Consider the following 14,920-nt stretch of genomic DNA (forward strand, 5'->3'; position numbering starts at 1 on the left):
AGAAATATCATCGAACGTGCTTTCTGTCGCCTCAAGGACTGGAGGCGTGTCGCAACTCGATATGACAAGCTCATGCTCAACTTCGCGGCAACTTGCTACATCGCCGCCATCGTCATTTGGTGGGCCTGATTGAGTCTGGAGCCTAGAGCGCTGTGCGTCCATTCGGACGCACAAAGGACGCTCTAGCTTTTTGAATCTGCGCATCGGGCTTTCCGAAAATCGATTCAGATTTTCGGGCCGATGCTGTAGCGGCTTCGGCCGCTGTTTTTTCACGCGAGCGAGAAAGACGCGCCGATGGCGAAACTCTATAATATGCAGCGCGTCCAGGGCGTGGTGATCGTGCCCGACGGCACGCACATGTTCAACAACCGCCCTGTCATCGGCATCCGCGATGTCGGCGACACCACCCTGTTCGTCGACAACAAGCCAGTCCCGGGTGTCGAGATCGTCACCAATGGCGCGACCGTCTATAACGACCTGCCCGTGCTCGGCGCAGTCCGGATATCGGATGGGCGCAGCCTCTACGGCAATGCGCCTGTTATTTCGGTCAAGGGTGGTGGGGCACCGGGTTCCCTATCGGATGTTTTCCTGACCGGGACGCCGATGAACACGCTCGAGATCACCGTCCAGCCCGCCACCTATAATGTCGTCCCCGCGAGCATCAGCCGGCAGATGCAGGTTTCCGACGACGGATCGACCGGATGGGTGGATATCGGCAGTCCGTTCAGTGGAACAAAATTCACCTTGGGAACGCTGACGGGGAAATACCTGCGCGTGATCGAGACCGCGATGGCCGAGAGCACGGCGATTGCGACAACCAGCGCAGCCATGGGGCCGGTCGTGGCCTTTGTCGCGCTGCCAAGCATCCCGCTCGCAGCCGGCGCCCTGCTGGGCGCAACGGGTGATAGCTACATCGCCTACAACAACATCGATTTCAGCGCCAACATCCCCGACACCGCAGCCGGCCGCGCCGGCTTCAACATCGGTATCGGCCTGATCGAGTGGGTCAAACGTCTCGACCCCCGCTTCCGGGCCGATCAGTGGTTTGATCCGACGTCACCGCTGGCGCTGAACACCTCGGGCTTCAACAACGCGAAATCGGCCGATCATCTTGCCTTTTCAGGCGCCGGCTTTCTGGGCGGGATCGTCCCCCGTCTCGACGCCTTCCTGCTTGGCGATTTCAAGGCCATGATCTTCGAAGGCGGCTCGAATGCCATATCATCGGGCGATGACGGCCAGTCCTCGCTCCGGTATCTGATCACCAAGTTCGACGAGGGTCTGTCGAAAATCCGCAAGGCCGGCAAACTCGCCATCGTCGTAAAGGTGCCATATCGCGGGGATTGGCCTGCAGGCGACGACCGCCATGCCAGGCGTATCGCGTTCAACGCATGGATCGCCACCCAATCCACCCGCGATGGTATCGTGGCTGTCGTCGATCTCGACACGGTGCTCGCGCCTGGCGGCGTCCCCGATACGACCATGTATCTAGACGACAAGATACACCAGAGCCCGAAGGGCGCCCGCGCCATTGGCGAGGATATCCTCCTTCCGGTCATTCGAAGCCTCTTCTCTGCCGGAACCTTCATCGACCTCAACCCGGCCAACAATAACCTTGCTCCGACCGGCATATCGCAGCTCAATGGCGGCATTGCCGGGACATGGGCCAATACCAGCGCGAACCGAACCGGCACCGGACAGGTCGCAACCGGGGTCGCGATCAGCGTCCTGCGCAATGTCTCGGCCGTGGCTTCGCTCGTGGACATCGGTGGAGGCTATAAGGCCCAGCGCATCGACTACACCCCGCTTCAGGTCGATATCGGGGCCTACTTCGAGCTTCTCGCGCAGTCCATTTCCGTGCCGTTCACCCTCGATCAGACGAAATGGTATCGCGCAATGTGCGAGCTTCAGGCGTTCGACGGCACGCCGGCTTTCATCGAATTGCGGTCCATAACCCGCCAGGGCACGACAAACCGCTCAAGCGGTTTCAGTGGCTATCGGCTCTCCTCAGACACTTTCGTTCTCGGCAACGGGCGCCCCGGAACGTACAGGCTCATCTCCGAACCGTTCCGATGGGATGCGGCCTGGGGAACCGCCGACCGTGTCGGCATCGAGATCCGCATTACCGGCGACCGCACCGCACCGCCATCGGCCATTCAGTTTTCGAAGATCAAGGTCATGGAAGACGTCGATCCTGTTGCGCTATGGGGGTTCGGCGCATAGCACCACCTCTTCGTCTCTTGAACGGAAAAAGGCCTCGCTGACGCGCGAGGCCCCCCAATCCGGGCAGAATACTCATAGGCAATACCAGTATTGTTTGAAGTTGCGGTAGATCGCAACCTGCTAATTTTTACGTGTATGAAATGAGGATAAAAGCCGCCGCTGACGCGCCGCTATTCGCTGGCCGATCCAGGCGGATCGTGCCAGCTCGCGCGCGCAAACCGCGCAAAACCGATTGACCAGCAGCCTGCGGGTGCTACCGTGGCGTCCATCGGGTCGCTGGAGTGCATGAACGGATCGCTGGAGGATGTGATGAACTCTTCGAGAATCTGGCTTGGACGACACAACGAGGAATTCGCCAGGAGCTTGCCCGCAGGGTCGATCGTGCTTGATGCTGGAGCGGGAAGCCAGCCCTACAGGCACCTTTTCGGCCATTGCATCTACGAGGCCGCCGACTTCGAAATGGTCGACAAGGAATATGCGAAGTCCACCTATGTGTGCGACCTTTCAAATATTCCCGTAGCCGAAGCCAGATTCGATGCCATCGTGCTGAACCAGGTCCTGGAGCATCTGTCGGACCCGGTTGCCGTGCTTGAGGAGATGTACCGCGTCCTCAAGAATGGCGGGACGATGATTTGCTCTGCACCGCTTTTCTACGAGGAGCATGAGCAGCCTTACGACTTCTTCAGATACACGCAATTTGCGTGGCGCCATCTCCTCGCGAATGCGGGCTTTGAAATCATCAGCCTGGATTGGATGGAGGGATATCTGGGAACCGTCGCCTATCAGATGGAAACGGCTTCGAAGCATCTGCCGCGCGGCGCAAAGAACATCGCGCCGGGCGCGCTGGGGGTTGCAGCCGTTCCGCTGCTGGCATCCGTGCGTATGGCATGCAGGCATCTGGCCCGGGTATTCTATCGTCTCGATGCGCGGCAGAAATATACCCAGTCGGGTTTTCCGAAAAACTACATCGTCGTGGCAAAAAAGGCATTTGTCGCCAAGCAAGCCGCTTAGAGCGCCGCGTGTCCATCGGGACGCACCAGCGACGCTCTAACTTTTTGAATCTGTGCATCAGGCTTTCCGAAAATCGATTCCGCCCTTTCATCGAGCTGTGACGTGACGGCCCAACCATCGCCACCATTGCGTCCAATGTTGCATCCGGTCGCCTTATCGCGGCTATCCCGGAGCTGGCGACCAGCTCGATCACACCTGATGACGGAAGGCTCGCATTGGACAGCACACGCCGGAACCTGATCGTCGGCCTCTCGGCGATCTCAGTCGGCAGCATTGCCGCTTCCTTGACCGCGGGCGCCCGGCCGGCGCTCGCAACGCCGGTGACTGCTGCCGGGAATGCTGCCCGGAACGCTGGAGGGCAGACGGTGCGCCGCGCCGTCGCCTATGGCACGAATGCGGGTTATCAGAAGGATACATCCGGTTCGCCCCAGATGGCCTTCGTTCGGCGCAAGGAATATTTCCTGCCCTACAATGTCAAAGCGGGCGAGCTGATCGAGTTTTCCTTTCCGCTTTGGACGCTGGAGCGTCCGCCGCACAGTCCGGTCCTCGAGGTCGATCTCGCCGAAGCCTATGATTTCATGCTGTCGATGGAATATCCGTTCAACGACAATTCGGCATCCTCGCCTGACCTCGCCAATCGCTATCGCTGCCTGAACACCAGGGATGACAAGGCGATCTATTCCTATGTTCCGGGCCAGGCGGAACGCATGATGGTGTTTGCGGTGAAGGCCCCGGCCGACATTCCGGCCTTTACCGCAATCGGCGGCATCCTGCTGCACGAATGCGTCGCCGGGCGCTCCGGCGCGGTGAAGAACAAGGCCATCAACAGCGTCGTCAATGCCTCGACCTTTATCGGCCGCCGGGACGGTTCGTTCAATGCGACGACATCGCTGATTGCCGACGATCCGACGATGACCCGGACGACGTTCCACGCCGCCAATGCCGGTCAGACCGGCAATCCCGGCACCATGCTGGTCGGCGCCATCAGGATCGCCGTTCCCGCACATGCCGTTGCCATCATGTCGATGGGCAACTCGAAGCTTCAGGGTGCCAACGAGGGTACCGCCGGTTCCGGCACATTTGGCGATGGCGGCGGCGACCGCTGCGGCAATACCGGCTGGGGCACGCGCCTGGCATACAAGCTCCGTCTCGGTTGCGTCCAGATGTCCAGAGGTGCCGACAGCTATAACTATCAGCTCATATCAGGTGTCAGTCGCCGCATGGAGTTTGCCGCCTGGTGCAATCCGACGCATCTCCTTCCCTGCGATCCGCACAACGACACGTCGCAGACCTCGACACCGGCCTGGTCGAAAAAGACCTGGGCGGTCGACGACACCTGCAGGGTCAACGGCAATGCCTATATCGCCGATGCCGGCGGCGCCTCCGGCTCTGTTGCGCCGAGCGGCACGGGCAGGAACATCGTCGATGGCGACGTCCGATGGACCTTTATCGGGCCGGACGACATGGCTTCGACCGCCGGCATGTCGCTTGCCGGCAAGATGCGCAAGCTCTTCCGGCAATACAGGGCTGCGATGCCTGACGTGAAGATCATTCCGCCGACGCTCACGCCCGACACGACGTCAAGCGTCAACGCATCGGCCTATACCTATGACAGTGGCACCGGCGCCCTCACTCTCACCATCCCCGACGCTTCAAAACTCCTCCTGAAAAGCAACGTTCGCGTGGCCGGCCTCACCCCGAAAACCTTCAACACGAGCTGGAAGAACTACGCGCCGATCGCGGCCATCAACGGCAACCAGATTACCGTGAACCTGCCCATTGGCCTCAGCTCTCCCATCGGAAATGCGTCAGTCAACCTCACCTGGAGCGATCCGAGCTACCAGAGCCCAAGGTCCGGTTATGCCGCCCATGTCAGCTTCCGCTCCTGGATCAACCGGTTCCTGCGGACGAACCCGAACGGAGCGCTCGACATGGTCATCTGCGCGGATGCCGGCAAATGGGGCGAGGCCGGCAACCCGACGACTCCGGCGGCAGAAACCGGCGCATGGGCTGCCCTTCCAACCGACGGCGCCTCTCCCGGCGGCGCGTTCACCTCGGACGGGACACATGAGACATCACAGGGCAACGACTATATTGCCACCAGGCTCGCGGCCGACCCGGCTCTCGTGCAGGTATTGCAGAAGGCCGATTAGCAAATACGGGAGCATGCTTCGCCGGCATGCCCGCACAGTGTGACGCCCGTTATATCTTTTTATGGCGGTCCGGGTTAGGTGATGAACGAAGGATCAGAGGTCATACCGCAATTCTTCCCTGTCGCGTTTGCAGCATCGGCAGGGGATCAGTGAAGATGGACAACAGGAAAGTCCATCGGCGCTGACGAACCGCAACAGACTTGAGAAAGCCGCTGCTCAGGCGAACGCTCGCCTGACGACAAGATTCGATGAAACCATTGAATTATCTACTGATGATCTTCGTTGCACCGCCGCTCGTGGCGCTCGTGCTGGTGCTTCTTTTCATGATCGTCCCATGGCCCGGCGATCAGCGCGCGGACCCGCGCCCGACCGGAACGATCGGCGTCAGGAAAGGCGACAGGATCGGCAGCCCCGGCGACAGGTTTGCGCCTGCGCGATCCGGCGGTGACGTTCAATAGGATTGCCGGGCGCGCGACCGCCCCTCGCCCTCTTGCCCCCTTGTCCGTCTGCTCTCAGCGCTGCTTCAGCTCGAGCCGGACCCTGTAGAAATTCTGGGCGTCCGTCATCGCTTTCACGTCGCATTGCTTCGTGCCGACTGCCACGGTCGCGATCTCGCTGACATCGGTGCTCAACCAGATCGGCGCCGCGCGCGTGTAGGAACGGCCGGGAAGCGCGCGCCAGTTGGCAAAGAATATACCGACCTCCTGCCCCGCCGCATTGAGGAAGCTTGCGACGACGCAGACCTGATCGTCGTCATCGGGATCTTCGTTCCGCAGCGTGATGCGGGACATGATGGAATTGGTCTTTGGGTCCGGGCGAAAGGCGAAACTGTAATATTGCGGCCGCTTCCAATCCCACTTGTCCTGGACGACTTCGCAAAATCCATCCTCGACATGAAGGCATTGCTGCGCCGCCTGAACGCGCCAGACATAATTTTGCCACCCGTCCTGATCGGGAACGGGAGCATGATCGCTGGTGAGCAGGCCCAGGGCAATGGAGAGTTGCTTGAGAGTCGACATGCCCAATGCTGGCTAAATTTGCTGCAGCGCGCAAGCCATTCTCCCCTCGCTCCCGTCAGGATTTCCTCGCGAGTGGCGGCAAAGAAACAAAGGGATTGCTGGAATCGTAGCTCGCCTTCGGCTTGCCCTTGCCGGTCTTCAGCAATCCCGGCTCAAGCTGGCCCTTGGGGCCGAAGAGGTAAGCGCTTCCGGCGCAGAGATGGGCAAGCGCGCGGTAGTCGAAATACCGGAAGGTGCTGTCGGCAAGGAAGGCGGCTTCGTTATAGGCCTTGCCCTTGATGTCCGCAAAGCCGGTCTCGGTCATATAGGAAAAGAGAGCTTTCTTGTTCAGCTGCGCGCCGCTGCAGAGATTGCCGAGCGCATTGGCGAGCTTGACGACCCTCAATGTCTGGCATCCGGGTTGTCGAGCGGCTTCATCGCCTGCTTGACATAATAATTCGTCGCCGGATCGTTGGTCATGGATTTCTTCCAGAAAGCCGGCATTTCCTCAGCCGTGGCGAAGCCCGCCGAAACGGTCACGGCAATTGCGGCAAATAGGCAGGATCTGAAACTATGGGCCAAGCTATCCCCCGTCCGAGCAACCCAGACTGGCTTCGATTCGCCGCGTGACGCAAGGTCAAAAAACTTCGCCGGGAGACGCTTCCTCGATCGGCGACGCTGTGAGATTGCCGAACGCCGCCTGCGCCGCGATCAGGAAAACTGGCCGCGCCGGCCGAGAATCGCCTTGAATGCCCCGAGGCGGCCTTCCGCCCCTTCCGCCGAGCGCGGAAACGCATCGCGGATATGGCGCGTGTAATACCAGCCGGGCGACGTGGCGGTGATCAGGTTTTCATACACGACCGGGGGTACATTGAAATATCGGCGATGCCCCTTGAGGCGGATCTCGATATCGAGCACTCCGGTCGACGGGTCGTAGACAACGGATTTCACCAGCTTAGACGAGAGTTCCATTGTCGCTCCTGTGCTGCATCGCACAATGGAAACACTCTTAAGAAAATAGTCAAGCATTTGTATACCTTGTCGACGCGAAGGCCGTCGCCCCGTCCTCAAATTTCCGTACCCCGAATGCCTGGTGCATGATCCGCCGAGGACCCGGGGCGAGTGCATGTCATGGGGGTGACCGGCGATCTGATGGCGGTAAAAAGCGGCCCCAGCTGCGGCTTCAAGGGCTCTCCTTTTCTTGCCGCAGTGCAATAAAAACTTGTGCCGCCGCTCGAAAAATGGTCCATTTCGCTTACTTTGACGGGTGGATGCTGAAATTCCATAACCTTACGCAAACCTTAAGCAGAGGAAATTCACACATGACGAGTGTTGCCGGTGGTCGAGTCGATTGCCTCGATGGCCTGCGTGGCTTGGCGGCCCTATGGGTCCTGGTTGGCCATGCTCACCTCCTCACCCGCTTCTCGGTTCCCGTCATAGGCGATCCCGATCTCGGCGTTGATCTTTTCATCATGCTGTCCGGATTCCTGATGGTCTTCCACTATCAGCGCCGGCGCGACCGGGAGCCCTGGGAGGCCAACAGCACCTGGATCACCTTCTGGGTACGGCGCTATTTCCGGATTGCGCCGCTCTATTACGTCCTGCTTGTCGCCGCCCTGACGCTGGGACCCCTCATCTACAATGCCCGGATGGTGATCGATGGCTTCAATGGCGTGACGCCGCAGCTGGCCGAGCGCTATCTGGACAGCAGCCTGGCCAATTATCTTGCGCACCTGACCTTCCTCTTCGGTCTCAGCCCGCACTTCGCCTACAGGACGGCGCTGCCGGACTGGAGCATCGGCCTCGAAATGCAGTTTTATGCCGCCCTGCCCTTCGTCATGATCCTGGTCGGCCGTATCGGCTGGCTCAAGGGCCTTGTCGGCGCGGCCGTTGTTGGCATCGCGATAGCCTATGGGCTGGGCAAGATCGGCGTTCATTTTCCGATGCCGACCTTCCTTGCCTACAAGATGCACATCTTTGCGGCCGGCATGCTGCTCGCCGGCGCGCTGAGGGCGGACAGCGCGCGGGCCTATCAGTTTGCGGCAATCAGCGTCGTGCTGGTGCTTGCGCCCATTGGTGGCGAACACGACCTGAAGCATGAGATCGTGCGGGTGGTTCTGGTCCTGATCTTCTTCGCCTTCATCCATACGCACCGCCTGCCGGAACCAATGGCGAGAATATTCAGGCCGATCGGCGCCTGGCTGGGCAACGGCTTTTTCCATAGCCTCGGCGAGCTCTCCTTCGGTGCCTATCTCATTCACCTGATGGTCATGCAGCCGGTCATCGCCTATCTGATCCAGACAACTGACGTCTCCAATCCGGTGCGCTGGGCTCTGACCCTGGCCATCACCACGCCGATCGTCTACGGGCTGGCCTGGGTTGGCTATAACCTCATCGAAATGCCGGGCCAGAATATCGGCAAGGGCCTGACGAAGCCCCGCGCCTCCGCCTGACAGGCAACTGCGAAAGCGCCGGATAGCGCGGCCTCACGGCTGCGCCTCCTGCCTTGTCGGCGCGCAGGAGCGCGCCTTACTCGCCCTTTACCCCAAAATCCGTTTTCCGTTGAACGCACCCGAGTTCTCCCGCTATATAGGAGAAAACGCAAAATCTCGGAGACAAATATGCGGCAGGAAGATATCGAGGAGACCGTCGCCGAGAGTGGCTACAGGCAGATTCGGGCGGATATCATCTTTGGGCGGCTTTCGCCCGGGCAGAAACTGAAGCTTGAGAATCTGAAGGGCGCCTATGAGACCAGCGTCAGCACGCTGCGCGAAATCCTCAACCGGCTGACCTCGGAAGGGCTCGTCGTTGCCGAAGGGCAGCGGGGGTTTGAGGTCGCAGGCGTTTCCGTTGCCGACCTGCGCGAGATCGCCGCATTGCGGCTGCTGCTCGAAGAACATGCGCTGGAACAATCCTTCGAACAGGGGGATGTGGAATGGGAAGCGCAGCTGGTCTCGGCCCATTACAAGCTGGCGCGCATGGAAAAGGTGATGGCGACAGGCGATACCAGCCATGCCGAGGACTGGAAGCGTTATGACTGGGAATTCCACCAGGCGCTGATCGCCGCCTGCGGCTCGCGCCTGCTGATGGAAACCCATTCTTCCGTCTTCGACAAATATCTGCGCTATCAGATGGTGGCGCTCTCCTATCGCGGCAGCGTCGCCGAAGAGGAGCACAAGCAGCTTCTGGAGGCTGCCCTCAAGCGCGACAGCAAGACCGCCAAAGAGATCCTGCAGCGCCATATCCAGGCGGGCGTCGAACATGCGCTTGGCAAGGGGCTGCTATCGGCCCTGCCCGCGCAGGCCAAGCGGATGACAGCCTGATGCGCAGCGAAAGACCGGTGCCGAAGACGGCAGGCGATACCTCCGAGACGATCAGCGATGTCGTTTTCCGGCAGGTCCGGCAGGATATCATCTCGGGTGCGCTGGCGCCGGGCGCCAAGATCAAGCTCGAACAGGCCAGGGAGCATTATTCGATCAGCGTATCCTCGCTGCGCGAGATACTGAGCCGCCTTGCGATGGAAAACCTGGTGCTCGCCGAGGGCCAGCGCGGCTTCGAGGTCAGCCCGGCATCGATCAAGGAGCTGGAAGAGCTGGCGGATTTGCGCACCGTGCTCGAAACCCACGCGATCGGCCTCTCCTTCGCCGCCGGAAACCTGGAATGGGAAGGCCGCATCGTCGCCGCCCACCACAAGCTGGCAGCCGCCGAGAGGAAGCTCCTGGCAGGCGACGCCTCACGCACCGTCGACTGGGTGCGCTACGACTGGGAATTCCACCAGGCAATCGTCTCCGCCTGCAATTCGGCGACGCTGATGGCGACGCTGTCGTCGGTCTTCGACCGATTTCTGCGCTATCACATGCTGGCGCAGAGCTTTCGCGGCAAGGCGGTGGTGGATGATCACAAGCTGCTGTTCGAGCTGGCGCTGAAGCGGGATGTCGAGGGTGCAAGAGCGGTTATTCGGCGGCATGTGCAGAGTGGGGTGGCGCATGTGCTGACGAGTGGGCGGATTGGGTGAGAGTGGGAGCGCTCTGGCACGGAGACAGGGGTTACAGTTTGTTGCTGATCATAGCCTTGGTAGCGCCCGGAGCCCCCTCACCCTAGCCCTCTCCCCGATGGGGCGAGGGGACGTGCCGTGCGACGCCGTTGAGAAGGCCGAAACGGTGCGGCAATCCCTTCTCCCCTGGGGGAGAAGGTGGCCCGAAGGGTCGGATGAGGGGGCCATTGACGCGAATGGCCGATAGAAAACCCATTCTCCACAAAGGATAGGCTGACCACAATAACCCTCACCCCATCACTTTAAACAGACACCATACTTCTCACCCCGCATCCCTCGGAATCCCCTCCGGCCGCATCTGCTTCTTCAGCGCCGCAATCCGGAAAATCGCGTTCGGCGCCCCATAGCCGCGATAGCTCCGCCGCTCCACCAACTCGAAGAAGAAGCCCTCTCCATAGGTCCCGCTATAGAGCTGGAAATACTCGCCCTCCCCATCCCTGTCATAGAGAATGTTCTCCGCCTTCAGCCGCTCGGTCAGCTCCGGCTCCAGGCCAAATCGAGCCTCCACGTCGTCGTAATAGTTCGGCGAAATCGGCAGCGGCTTGAAGCCGTTGGTGCGCAAGGCTGCGGCGGTGGCGAAGATATCATCTGTCGAAAACGCCAGATGCTGGATACCGGAGCCGAATTTTTCGGCCATGAAGTGGCCGGCGAGCGTGCGGCGGTTTTCCGCGCCGTTCATGGTGATGCGCAGCGTCCCGGACTGGTTTTCGATCACCTGGCTGCGCACCACGCCGGAGGGATCGATGATATCGACCATGGGGGTTTTGCGGGTTTCGAAAATCGAGGTGTAGAAGAGCAGCCAGGTCAGCATTTCGTCATAGGCGACAGTCTGGGCGATATGATCGACGTGCAGGAGGCCGGCATCGCCGGCGTGCTTTGCATCCCCCTCCGCGCCCTCCTCTGCCACCGGCAAGAAATCGATCTCCGAAAAGCGGCCGAGCGGGCTTTTATCATCGATGAGATAGATCAGCCCGCCGCCGACGCCGCGGATCGCCGGCAGCTGCAGCTCACCCTCGACGACGGCCTGGGTGAAAGGCTCGGCATCGAGCGCCAGCGCGCGGGCATAGGCTTCGGTCGCATCCTCGACGACAAGCGCCACCGCATAGGCGAACGTGCCGTGCACGGCATAGGCGGCATTGGCAAAACCTTCGGGATCGACATTGATGAGGATGCGGATATCGCCCTGCTGGAAGAGCGTCACCTTCTTGGAGCGATGCACCGCCGCCTTGCGGAAGCCGAGCGCCTGCAGGATGCCAACCAGCTCCACCGCCTCCTCGTCATCGGTGGCGAATTCGATGAAGCCGACGCCCTTGACCTCGGCTCTGGCAGGCATCTCGATGCCGATCGGCGTCTCCACCTTGCGGCGGATCTGGTCGGCCAGATAGATCAGCGAACGGTGGCCATCTGCCGCGATCGCCCGTGTCGAGCCGCCGCGGAACTGGTCGTTGAAGATCTCCAGCGAGAAGAAACCGTCATAGCCGGTCGCCGCCACGGCCTCGGTGAATTCGGTGACCGGAAGATCGCCCTCGCCCGGCATGTTGCGGAAATGCCTGGACCAGTAGAGCAGGTCCATGTCGATCAGCGGCGCATCGGCCAGTTGCACGATGAAGATCTTTTCCTTCGGGATCGAGCGTATGGACGTGATGTCGATCTTGCGCGACAGCGAGTGGAAACTGTCGAGGATCAGCCCGACATTCTCGTGGTCGGCGCGGCGCACGATCTCCCAGGCATCGCGGTGGTCGTTGACATAGCGGCCCCAGGCGAGCGCCTCGTATCCCACCTTCAGCCCGCGTTTTGCCGCCCTCTCCCCCAGCTCGCGGAAATCGGCCGCCGCCCGGTCGAGGCCGCCAAGGGCTGCCTGCGAGACATTGGAGCAGACGAGAACCATGTCGGTGCCGAGCTCCTGCATGATGTCGAACTTGCGCTCGGCGCGGTCGAAGGTGCGGCTGCGCAACGTATCCGGCATGCCCTCGAAATCGCGGAAGGGCTGGAAGAGCGTGATGACAAGGCCGAGATCGCGCGCCATTCGGCCGACATCGGCGGGGCTGCCGTCAAAGGCCAGGAAGTCGTTTTCGAAAATCTCCACGCCGTCGAAGCCGGCGCGTGCAATCGCTTCGAGCTTTTCCGGCAGCTCGCCGCTGACCGATACTGTCGCAATCGAGGTCTTCATATCAAACAAATCCTCCTCGTTATCGGGCGCGATGGCTGAGGCCAGCGACCCTCCTCATGGCATTATGGCGAATGTCGTGAGGATTTCAATTCAATTGACCAAATGAAAAGTCTCATATGATTTTCAAAAACTATGTTGATTTATGGGTGACCCTCTGGCAAACATGATGGGGAACAGTCGGGAGAGGATGACTGTGAGGTCGCGTCTGAAGCAATTTGGCCGACCGCCAAAAAAGGAGGAGAATTCCAATGCTGAAATCGTTGCTGACGCGGCGTGGCGCCATGCTGGGTGCCGCCGCTCTCGTGGCCGCCATCGGGCTTGCAAACCCGGCCGCTGCCGTCACCCCGGATGAAATCAAGGCCCGCGGCAAGCTGATCGTCGGCATCCAGGGCGACAATCCGCCATGGGGCTTCGTCACCAGCGCCGGCAAGCAGGATGGCTTTGACGCCGATATGGCCACGGCCTACGCCAAGGAACTGGGCGTCGAGGTCGAATTCGTGCCGCTCGAAGTCAATAACCGCATCCCGGCGCTGACATCGGGCCGCGTCGATGTGCTCTTCGCCACCATGGCGATGCTGCCTGACCGAGCCAAGGCCGTGCAGTTCAGCCAGCCTTACAATGCCAATGCCATCGTCCTGATCGGCCCCAAGAACAAGTCGATCAAGACCAATGACGATATGGCCAACATGACGATCTCGGTCGCCAAGGGTGCCGCACAGGATACGCAGGTCACCAAGAATGCCCCGCCGACCGCCACCATCCGCCGCTTCGACGGCGATGCGGCAAGCGTCCAGGCGCTGGTGTCAGGCCAGGTCGAGGCGCTCGGCGGCAACATCTTCTACATGGACCGTGTGGAAAAGGCCCGTCCCGGCGAATTCGAAAACAAGCTCGAATTCCAGAAGCTCTATAACGGCGCCTGCACGCGGCTCGGCGAAAAGGAACTCAACGCCTCGATCAACGCCTTCATCGACAAGATCAAGGCCAATGGCGAGCTGAAGACGATCTACGACAAGTGGATGAAGGTGCCGGTTCCGGAATTCCCGAAGAGCCTCGAGGGCATTTCGTTCACGGCAGGCTGAGCGACAGGTTTCTGACAATCCGAGTACCAAGGCGGGCGTTCCGACGCCCGTCCACACCACCCTTATGCCCAAGACCAAGCAACTAGCATTGCCCCGTTCGAGGTGCGCGACATGACCAGAACCATCTTCGTCCTCAACGGACCGAACCTCAATCTGCTCGGCGAACGCGAGCCCGCCATCTACGGCTCCACGACGCTTGCCGACATCAGGCAGATGTGTCTCGCCAGGGCCAAGCCCCTCGGCTTTGCGATCGATTTCCGCCAGACGAATTTCGAGGGTGAACTGGTGGAAAGCATCCATCAGGCCCGCAAGGAGGCCTGCGGCATCATCATCAATCCCGCCGCCTACACCTTCACCTCGATTGCCCTGCTCGATGCCTTGAAAACCTTCGATCCGCCGAAGATCGAGCTGCATATTTCCAATGTCCATGCCCGCGAGGAGATCTATCATAAGTCCCTTGTCTCGCGCGTCGCCACCGCCATCATGATCGGCTTCGGCGCCCGCGGTTACGAACTGGCGATAGAGGCCATGGCAGGAATGGTGGGAGCGGCAAAAGCAGCATGAACTATCAGCTGGATTTCACCCCCGTCATCGATGGCCTGCCGAGCCTGCTGCTCGGCTGTCTCGGCACCTTCCTGCTCGCCATCTGCGGCATGGTGCTTGCCGTCATCATCGGCATCGGCGGCGTGGCGCTGAGGGATTCCCATATCAAGGCGGTGCGCTGGCTGGTGATCGGCTTTGTGGAGATCATCCGCAACACGCCCTTCCTGGTGCAGATCTTCTTTCTCTTCTTCGCCTTGCCGCTGATCGGCATCCGGCTGGACCCGACGCCGACGGCGATCATCGCGCTCGGCATCAATGGCGGCGCCTATGCGATCGAGATCATCAGGGGCGGCGTGCAATCCATTCCGGGCGGCCAGATGGAAGCGGGCCTGGCGCTCGGGCTGCACAAGGTGCAGGTCTTCCGGCTGATCATCCTCAAGCCGGCGTTGCGCGCCATCTACCCGTCGCTGACGAGCCAGTTCGTGCTTCTGACGCTCTCGACCAGCATCTGCTCGGCCATCTCTGCCTATGAGCTGACCTCCGTCGCCCAGCGCATCGAATCCGACAGCTTCCGCAGCTTCGAGGTCTATTTCACCATCACGATTTTCTACCTGATCATCTCCTGGCTGATGATGCGCCTCTTTGCGCTCTTCTCGGCCCGTTATTTCACCTATCCGGTCAAGTGAGGGCAC

General features: G+C 60.6%; 15 protein-coding genes and 1 pseudogene. 11 read left to right on the forward strand and 5 right to left on the reverse strand.

The annotated features are described in order from the left end of the window. The 5 genes and pseudogenes from AC1DNW_RS13450 to AC1DNW_RS13470 form a co-directional block, all read left to right on the forward strand. A pseudogene (locus tag AC1DNW_RS13450) lies at window positions 1-129 on the forward strand (IS5/IS1182 family transposase); the annotation flags it as partial. Window positions 130-294: 165 nt separating this feature from the next. Next, a complete protein-coding gene (locus AC1DNW_RS13455; protein ID WP_113312208.1) occupies window positions 295-2,220 on the forward strand; it encodes an SGNH/GDSL hydrolase family protein in 1,926 nt (641 codons plus the stop codon). A 309-nt stretch (window positions 2,221-2,529) separates the two neighbouring features. Then, window positions 2,530-3,231: a class I SAM-dependent methyltransferase gene (locus tag AC1DNW_RS13460; RefSeq protein ID WP_477853156.1), complete on the forward strand. Its 702-nt coding sequence runs from the start codon at window positions 2,530-2,532 to the stop codon at window positions 3,229-3,231. 215 nt (window positions 3,232-3,446) lie between these two features. After that, window positions 3,447-5,384 (forward strand): hypothetical protein, encoded by a 1,938-nt coding sequence (locus AC1DNW_RS13465; protein WP_113312207.1) that lies wholly within the window; start codon window positions 3,447-3,449, stop codon window positions 5,382-5,384. 248 nt (window positions 5,385-5,632) lie between these two features. Beyond that, window positions 5,633-5,842: a hypothetical protein gene (locus AC1DNW_RS13470; RefSeq protein WP_113335753.1), complete on the forward strand. Its 210-nt coding sequence runs from the start codon at window positions 5,633-5,635 to the stop codon at window positions 5,840-5,842. Between the two features lie 54 nt (window positions 5,843-5,896). Here AC1DNW_RS13470 and AC1DNW_RS13475 read toward each other — a convergent pair whose 3' ends face one another. The 4 genes from AC1DNW_RS13475 to AC1DNW_RS13490 form a co-directional block, all read right to left on the reverse strand. Next, window positions 5,897-6,403, reverse strand: a complete 507-nt coding sequence (locus AC1DNW_RS13475; RefSeq protein WP_113297107.1) for a hypothetical protein — start codon at window positions 6,401-6,403, stop codon at window positions 5,897-5,899. A 55-nt stretch (window positions 6,404-6,458) separates the two neighbouring features. Continuing rightward, complete coding sequence (locus AC1DNW_RS13480; RefSeq protein WP_477853158.1) at window positions 6,459-6,788, reverse strand: hypothetical protein; 330 nt, start codon at window positions 6,786-6,788, stop codon at window positions 6,459-6,461. Beyond that, a complete protein-coding gene (locus tag AC1DNW_RS13485; RefSeq protein ID WP_477853160.1) occupies window positions 6,785-6,964 on the reverse strand; it encodes a hypothetical protein in 180 nt (59 codons plus the stop codon). Before AC1DNW_RS13485 ends, AC1DNW_RS13480 begins: the two co-directional genes overlap by 4 nt. Before the next feature lie 129 nt (window positions 6,965-7,093). Next, window positions 7,094-7,354, reverse strand: coding sequence for a KTSC domain-containing protein (locus AC1DNW_RS13490; protein WP_113312206.1), 261 nt, complete (start codon window positions 7,352-7,354; stop codon window positions 7,094-7,096). Window positions 7,355-7,704: 350 nt separating this feature from the next. On the opposite strand from AC1DNW_RS13490, the gene AC1DNW_RS13495 reads away from it, so the two are divergent. The 3 genes from AC1DNW_RS13495 to AC1DNW_RS13505 all read left to right on the forward strand — a co-directional run bounded on the left by AC1DNW_RS13495 (window position 7,705) and on the right by AC1DNW_RS13505 (window position 10,397). Beyond that, a complete protein-coding gene (locus tag AC1DNW_RS13495) occupies window positions 7,705-8,835 on the forward strand; it encodes an acyltransferase family protein (protein ID WP_113312205.1) in 1,131 nt (376 codons plus the stop codon). Window positions 8,836-9,003: 168 nt separating this feature from the next. After that, a complete protein-coding gene (locus AC1DNW_RS13500; protein WP_113312204.1) occupies window positions 9,004-9,705 on the forward strand; it encodes a GntR family transcriptional regulator in 702 nt (233 codons plus the stop codon). Next, window positions 9,705-10,397: a GntR family transcriptional regulator gene (locus tag AC1DNW_RS13505; RefSeq protein ID WP_113312203.1), complete on the forward strand. Its 693-nt coding sequence runs from the start codon at window positions 9,705-9,707 to the stop codon at window positions 10,395-10,397. Before AC1DNW_RS13500 ends, AC1DNW_RS13505 begins: the two co-directional genes overlap by 1 nt. A gap of 301 nt (window positions 10,398-10,698) precedes the next feature. Here AC1DNW_RS13505 and AC1DNW_RS13510 read toward each other — a convergent pair whose 3' ends face one another. Then, the gene (locus tag AC1DNW_RS13510; RefSeq protein WP_477853162.1) at window positions 10,699-12,606 is read right to left on the reverse strand and encodes a bifunctional sugar phosphate isomerase/epimerase/4-hydroxyphenylpyruvate dioxygenase family protein; all 1,908 of its coding nucleotides are present in this window, start codon (window positions 12,604-12,606) and stop codon (window positions 10,699-10,701) included. Window positions 12,607-12,854: 248 nt separating this feature from the next. On the opposite strand from AC1DNW_RS13510, the gene AC1DNW_RS13515 reads away from it, so the two are divergent. The 3 genes from AC1DNW_RS13515 to AC1DNW_RS13525 all read left to right on the forward strand — a co-directional run bounded on the left by AC1DNW_RS13515 (window position 12,855) and on the right by AC1DNW_RS13525 (window position 14,914). Beyond that, complete coding sequence (locus AC1DNW_RS13515) at window positions 12,855-13,685, forward strand: transporter substrate-binding domain-containing protein (RefSeq protein WP_113296989.1); 831 nt, start codon at window positions 12,855-12,857, stop codon at window positions 13,683-13,685. A gap of 111 nt (window positions 13,686-13,796) precedes the next feature. Further along, window positions 13,797-14,249, forward strand: coding sequence for a type II 3-dehydroquinate dehydratase (aroQ, locus tag AC1DNW_RS13520; protein ID WP_113310894.1), 453 nt, complete (start codon window positions 13,797-13,799; stop codon window positions 14,247-14,249). Continuing rightward, the gene (locus tag AC1DNW_RS13525) at window positions 14,246-14,914 is read left to right on the forward strand and encodes an amino acid ABC transporter permease (RefSeq protein ID WP_113310895.1); all 669 of its coding nucleotides are present in this window, start codon (window positions 14,246-14,248) and stop codon (window positions 14,912-14,914) included. Before aroQ ends, AC1DNW_RS13525 begins: the two co-directional genes overlap by 4 nt. The last annotated feature ends 6 nt before the right edge of the window (window positions 14,915-14,920 follow it).

The organism is Rhizobium sp. 05L429 (genome assembly GCF_056397645.1).

What these genes read in the sequence shown, in the direction of transcription:
- AC1DNW_RS13490 (WP_113312206.1), bottom strand. Translation starts at nt 7,354, where the DNA reads ATGGAACTCTCGTCTAAGCTGGTGAAATCCGTTGTCTACGACCCGTCG.
- AC1DNW_RS13475 (WP_113297107.1), bottom strand. Translation starts at nt 6,403, where the DNA reads ATGTCGACTCTCAAGCAACTCTCCATTGCCCTGGGCCTGCTCACCAGC.
- AC1DNW_RS13495 (WP_113312205.1), top strand. Translation starts at nt 7,705, where the DNA reads ATGACGAGTGTTGCCGGTGGTCGAGTCGATTGCCTCGATGGCCTGCGT.
- AC1DNW_RS13455 (WP_113312208.1), top strand. Translation starts at nt 295, where the DNA reads ATGGCGAAACTCTATAATATGCAGCGCGTCCAGGGCGTGGTGATCGTG.
- aroQ (WP_113310894.1), top strand. Translation starts at nt 13,797, where the DNA reads ATGACCAGAACCATCTTCGTCCTCAACGGACCGAACCTCAATCTGCTC.
- AC1DNW_RS13470 (WP_113335753.1), top strand. Translation starts at nt 5,633, where the DNA reads ATGAAACCATTGAATTATCTACTGATGATCTTCGTTGCACCGCCGCTC.
- AC1DNW_RS13515 (WP_113296989.1), top strand. Translation starts at nt 12,855, where the DNA reads ATGCTGAAATCGTTGCTGACGCGGCGTGGCGCCATGCTGGGTGCCGCC.
- AC1DNW_RS13505 (WP_113312203.1), top strand. Translation starts at nt 9,705, where the DNA reads ATGCGCAGCGAAAGACCGGTGCCGAAGACGGCAGGCGATACCTCCGAG.
- AC1DNW_RS13525 (WP_113310895.1), top strand. Translation starts at nt 14,246, where the DNA reads ATGAACTATCAGCTGGATTTCACCCCCGTCATCGATGGCCTGCCGAGC.
- AC1DNW_RS13460 (WP_477853156.1), top strand. Translation starts at nt 2,530, where the DNA reads ATGAACTCTTCGAGAATCTGGCTTGGACGACACAACGAGGAATTCGCC.
- AC1DNW_RS13510 (WP_477853162.1), bottom strand. Translation starts at nt 12,606, where the DNA reads ATGAAGACCTCGATTGCGACAGTATCGGTCAGCGGCGAGCTGCCGGAA.
- AC1DNW_RS13500 (WP_113312204.1), top strand. Translation starts at nt 9,004, where the DNA reads ATGCGGCAGGAAGATATCGAGGAGACCGTCGCCGAGAGTGGCTACAGG.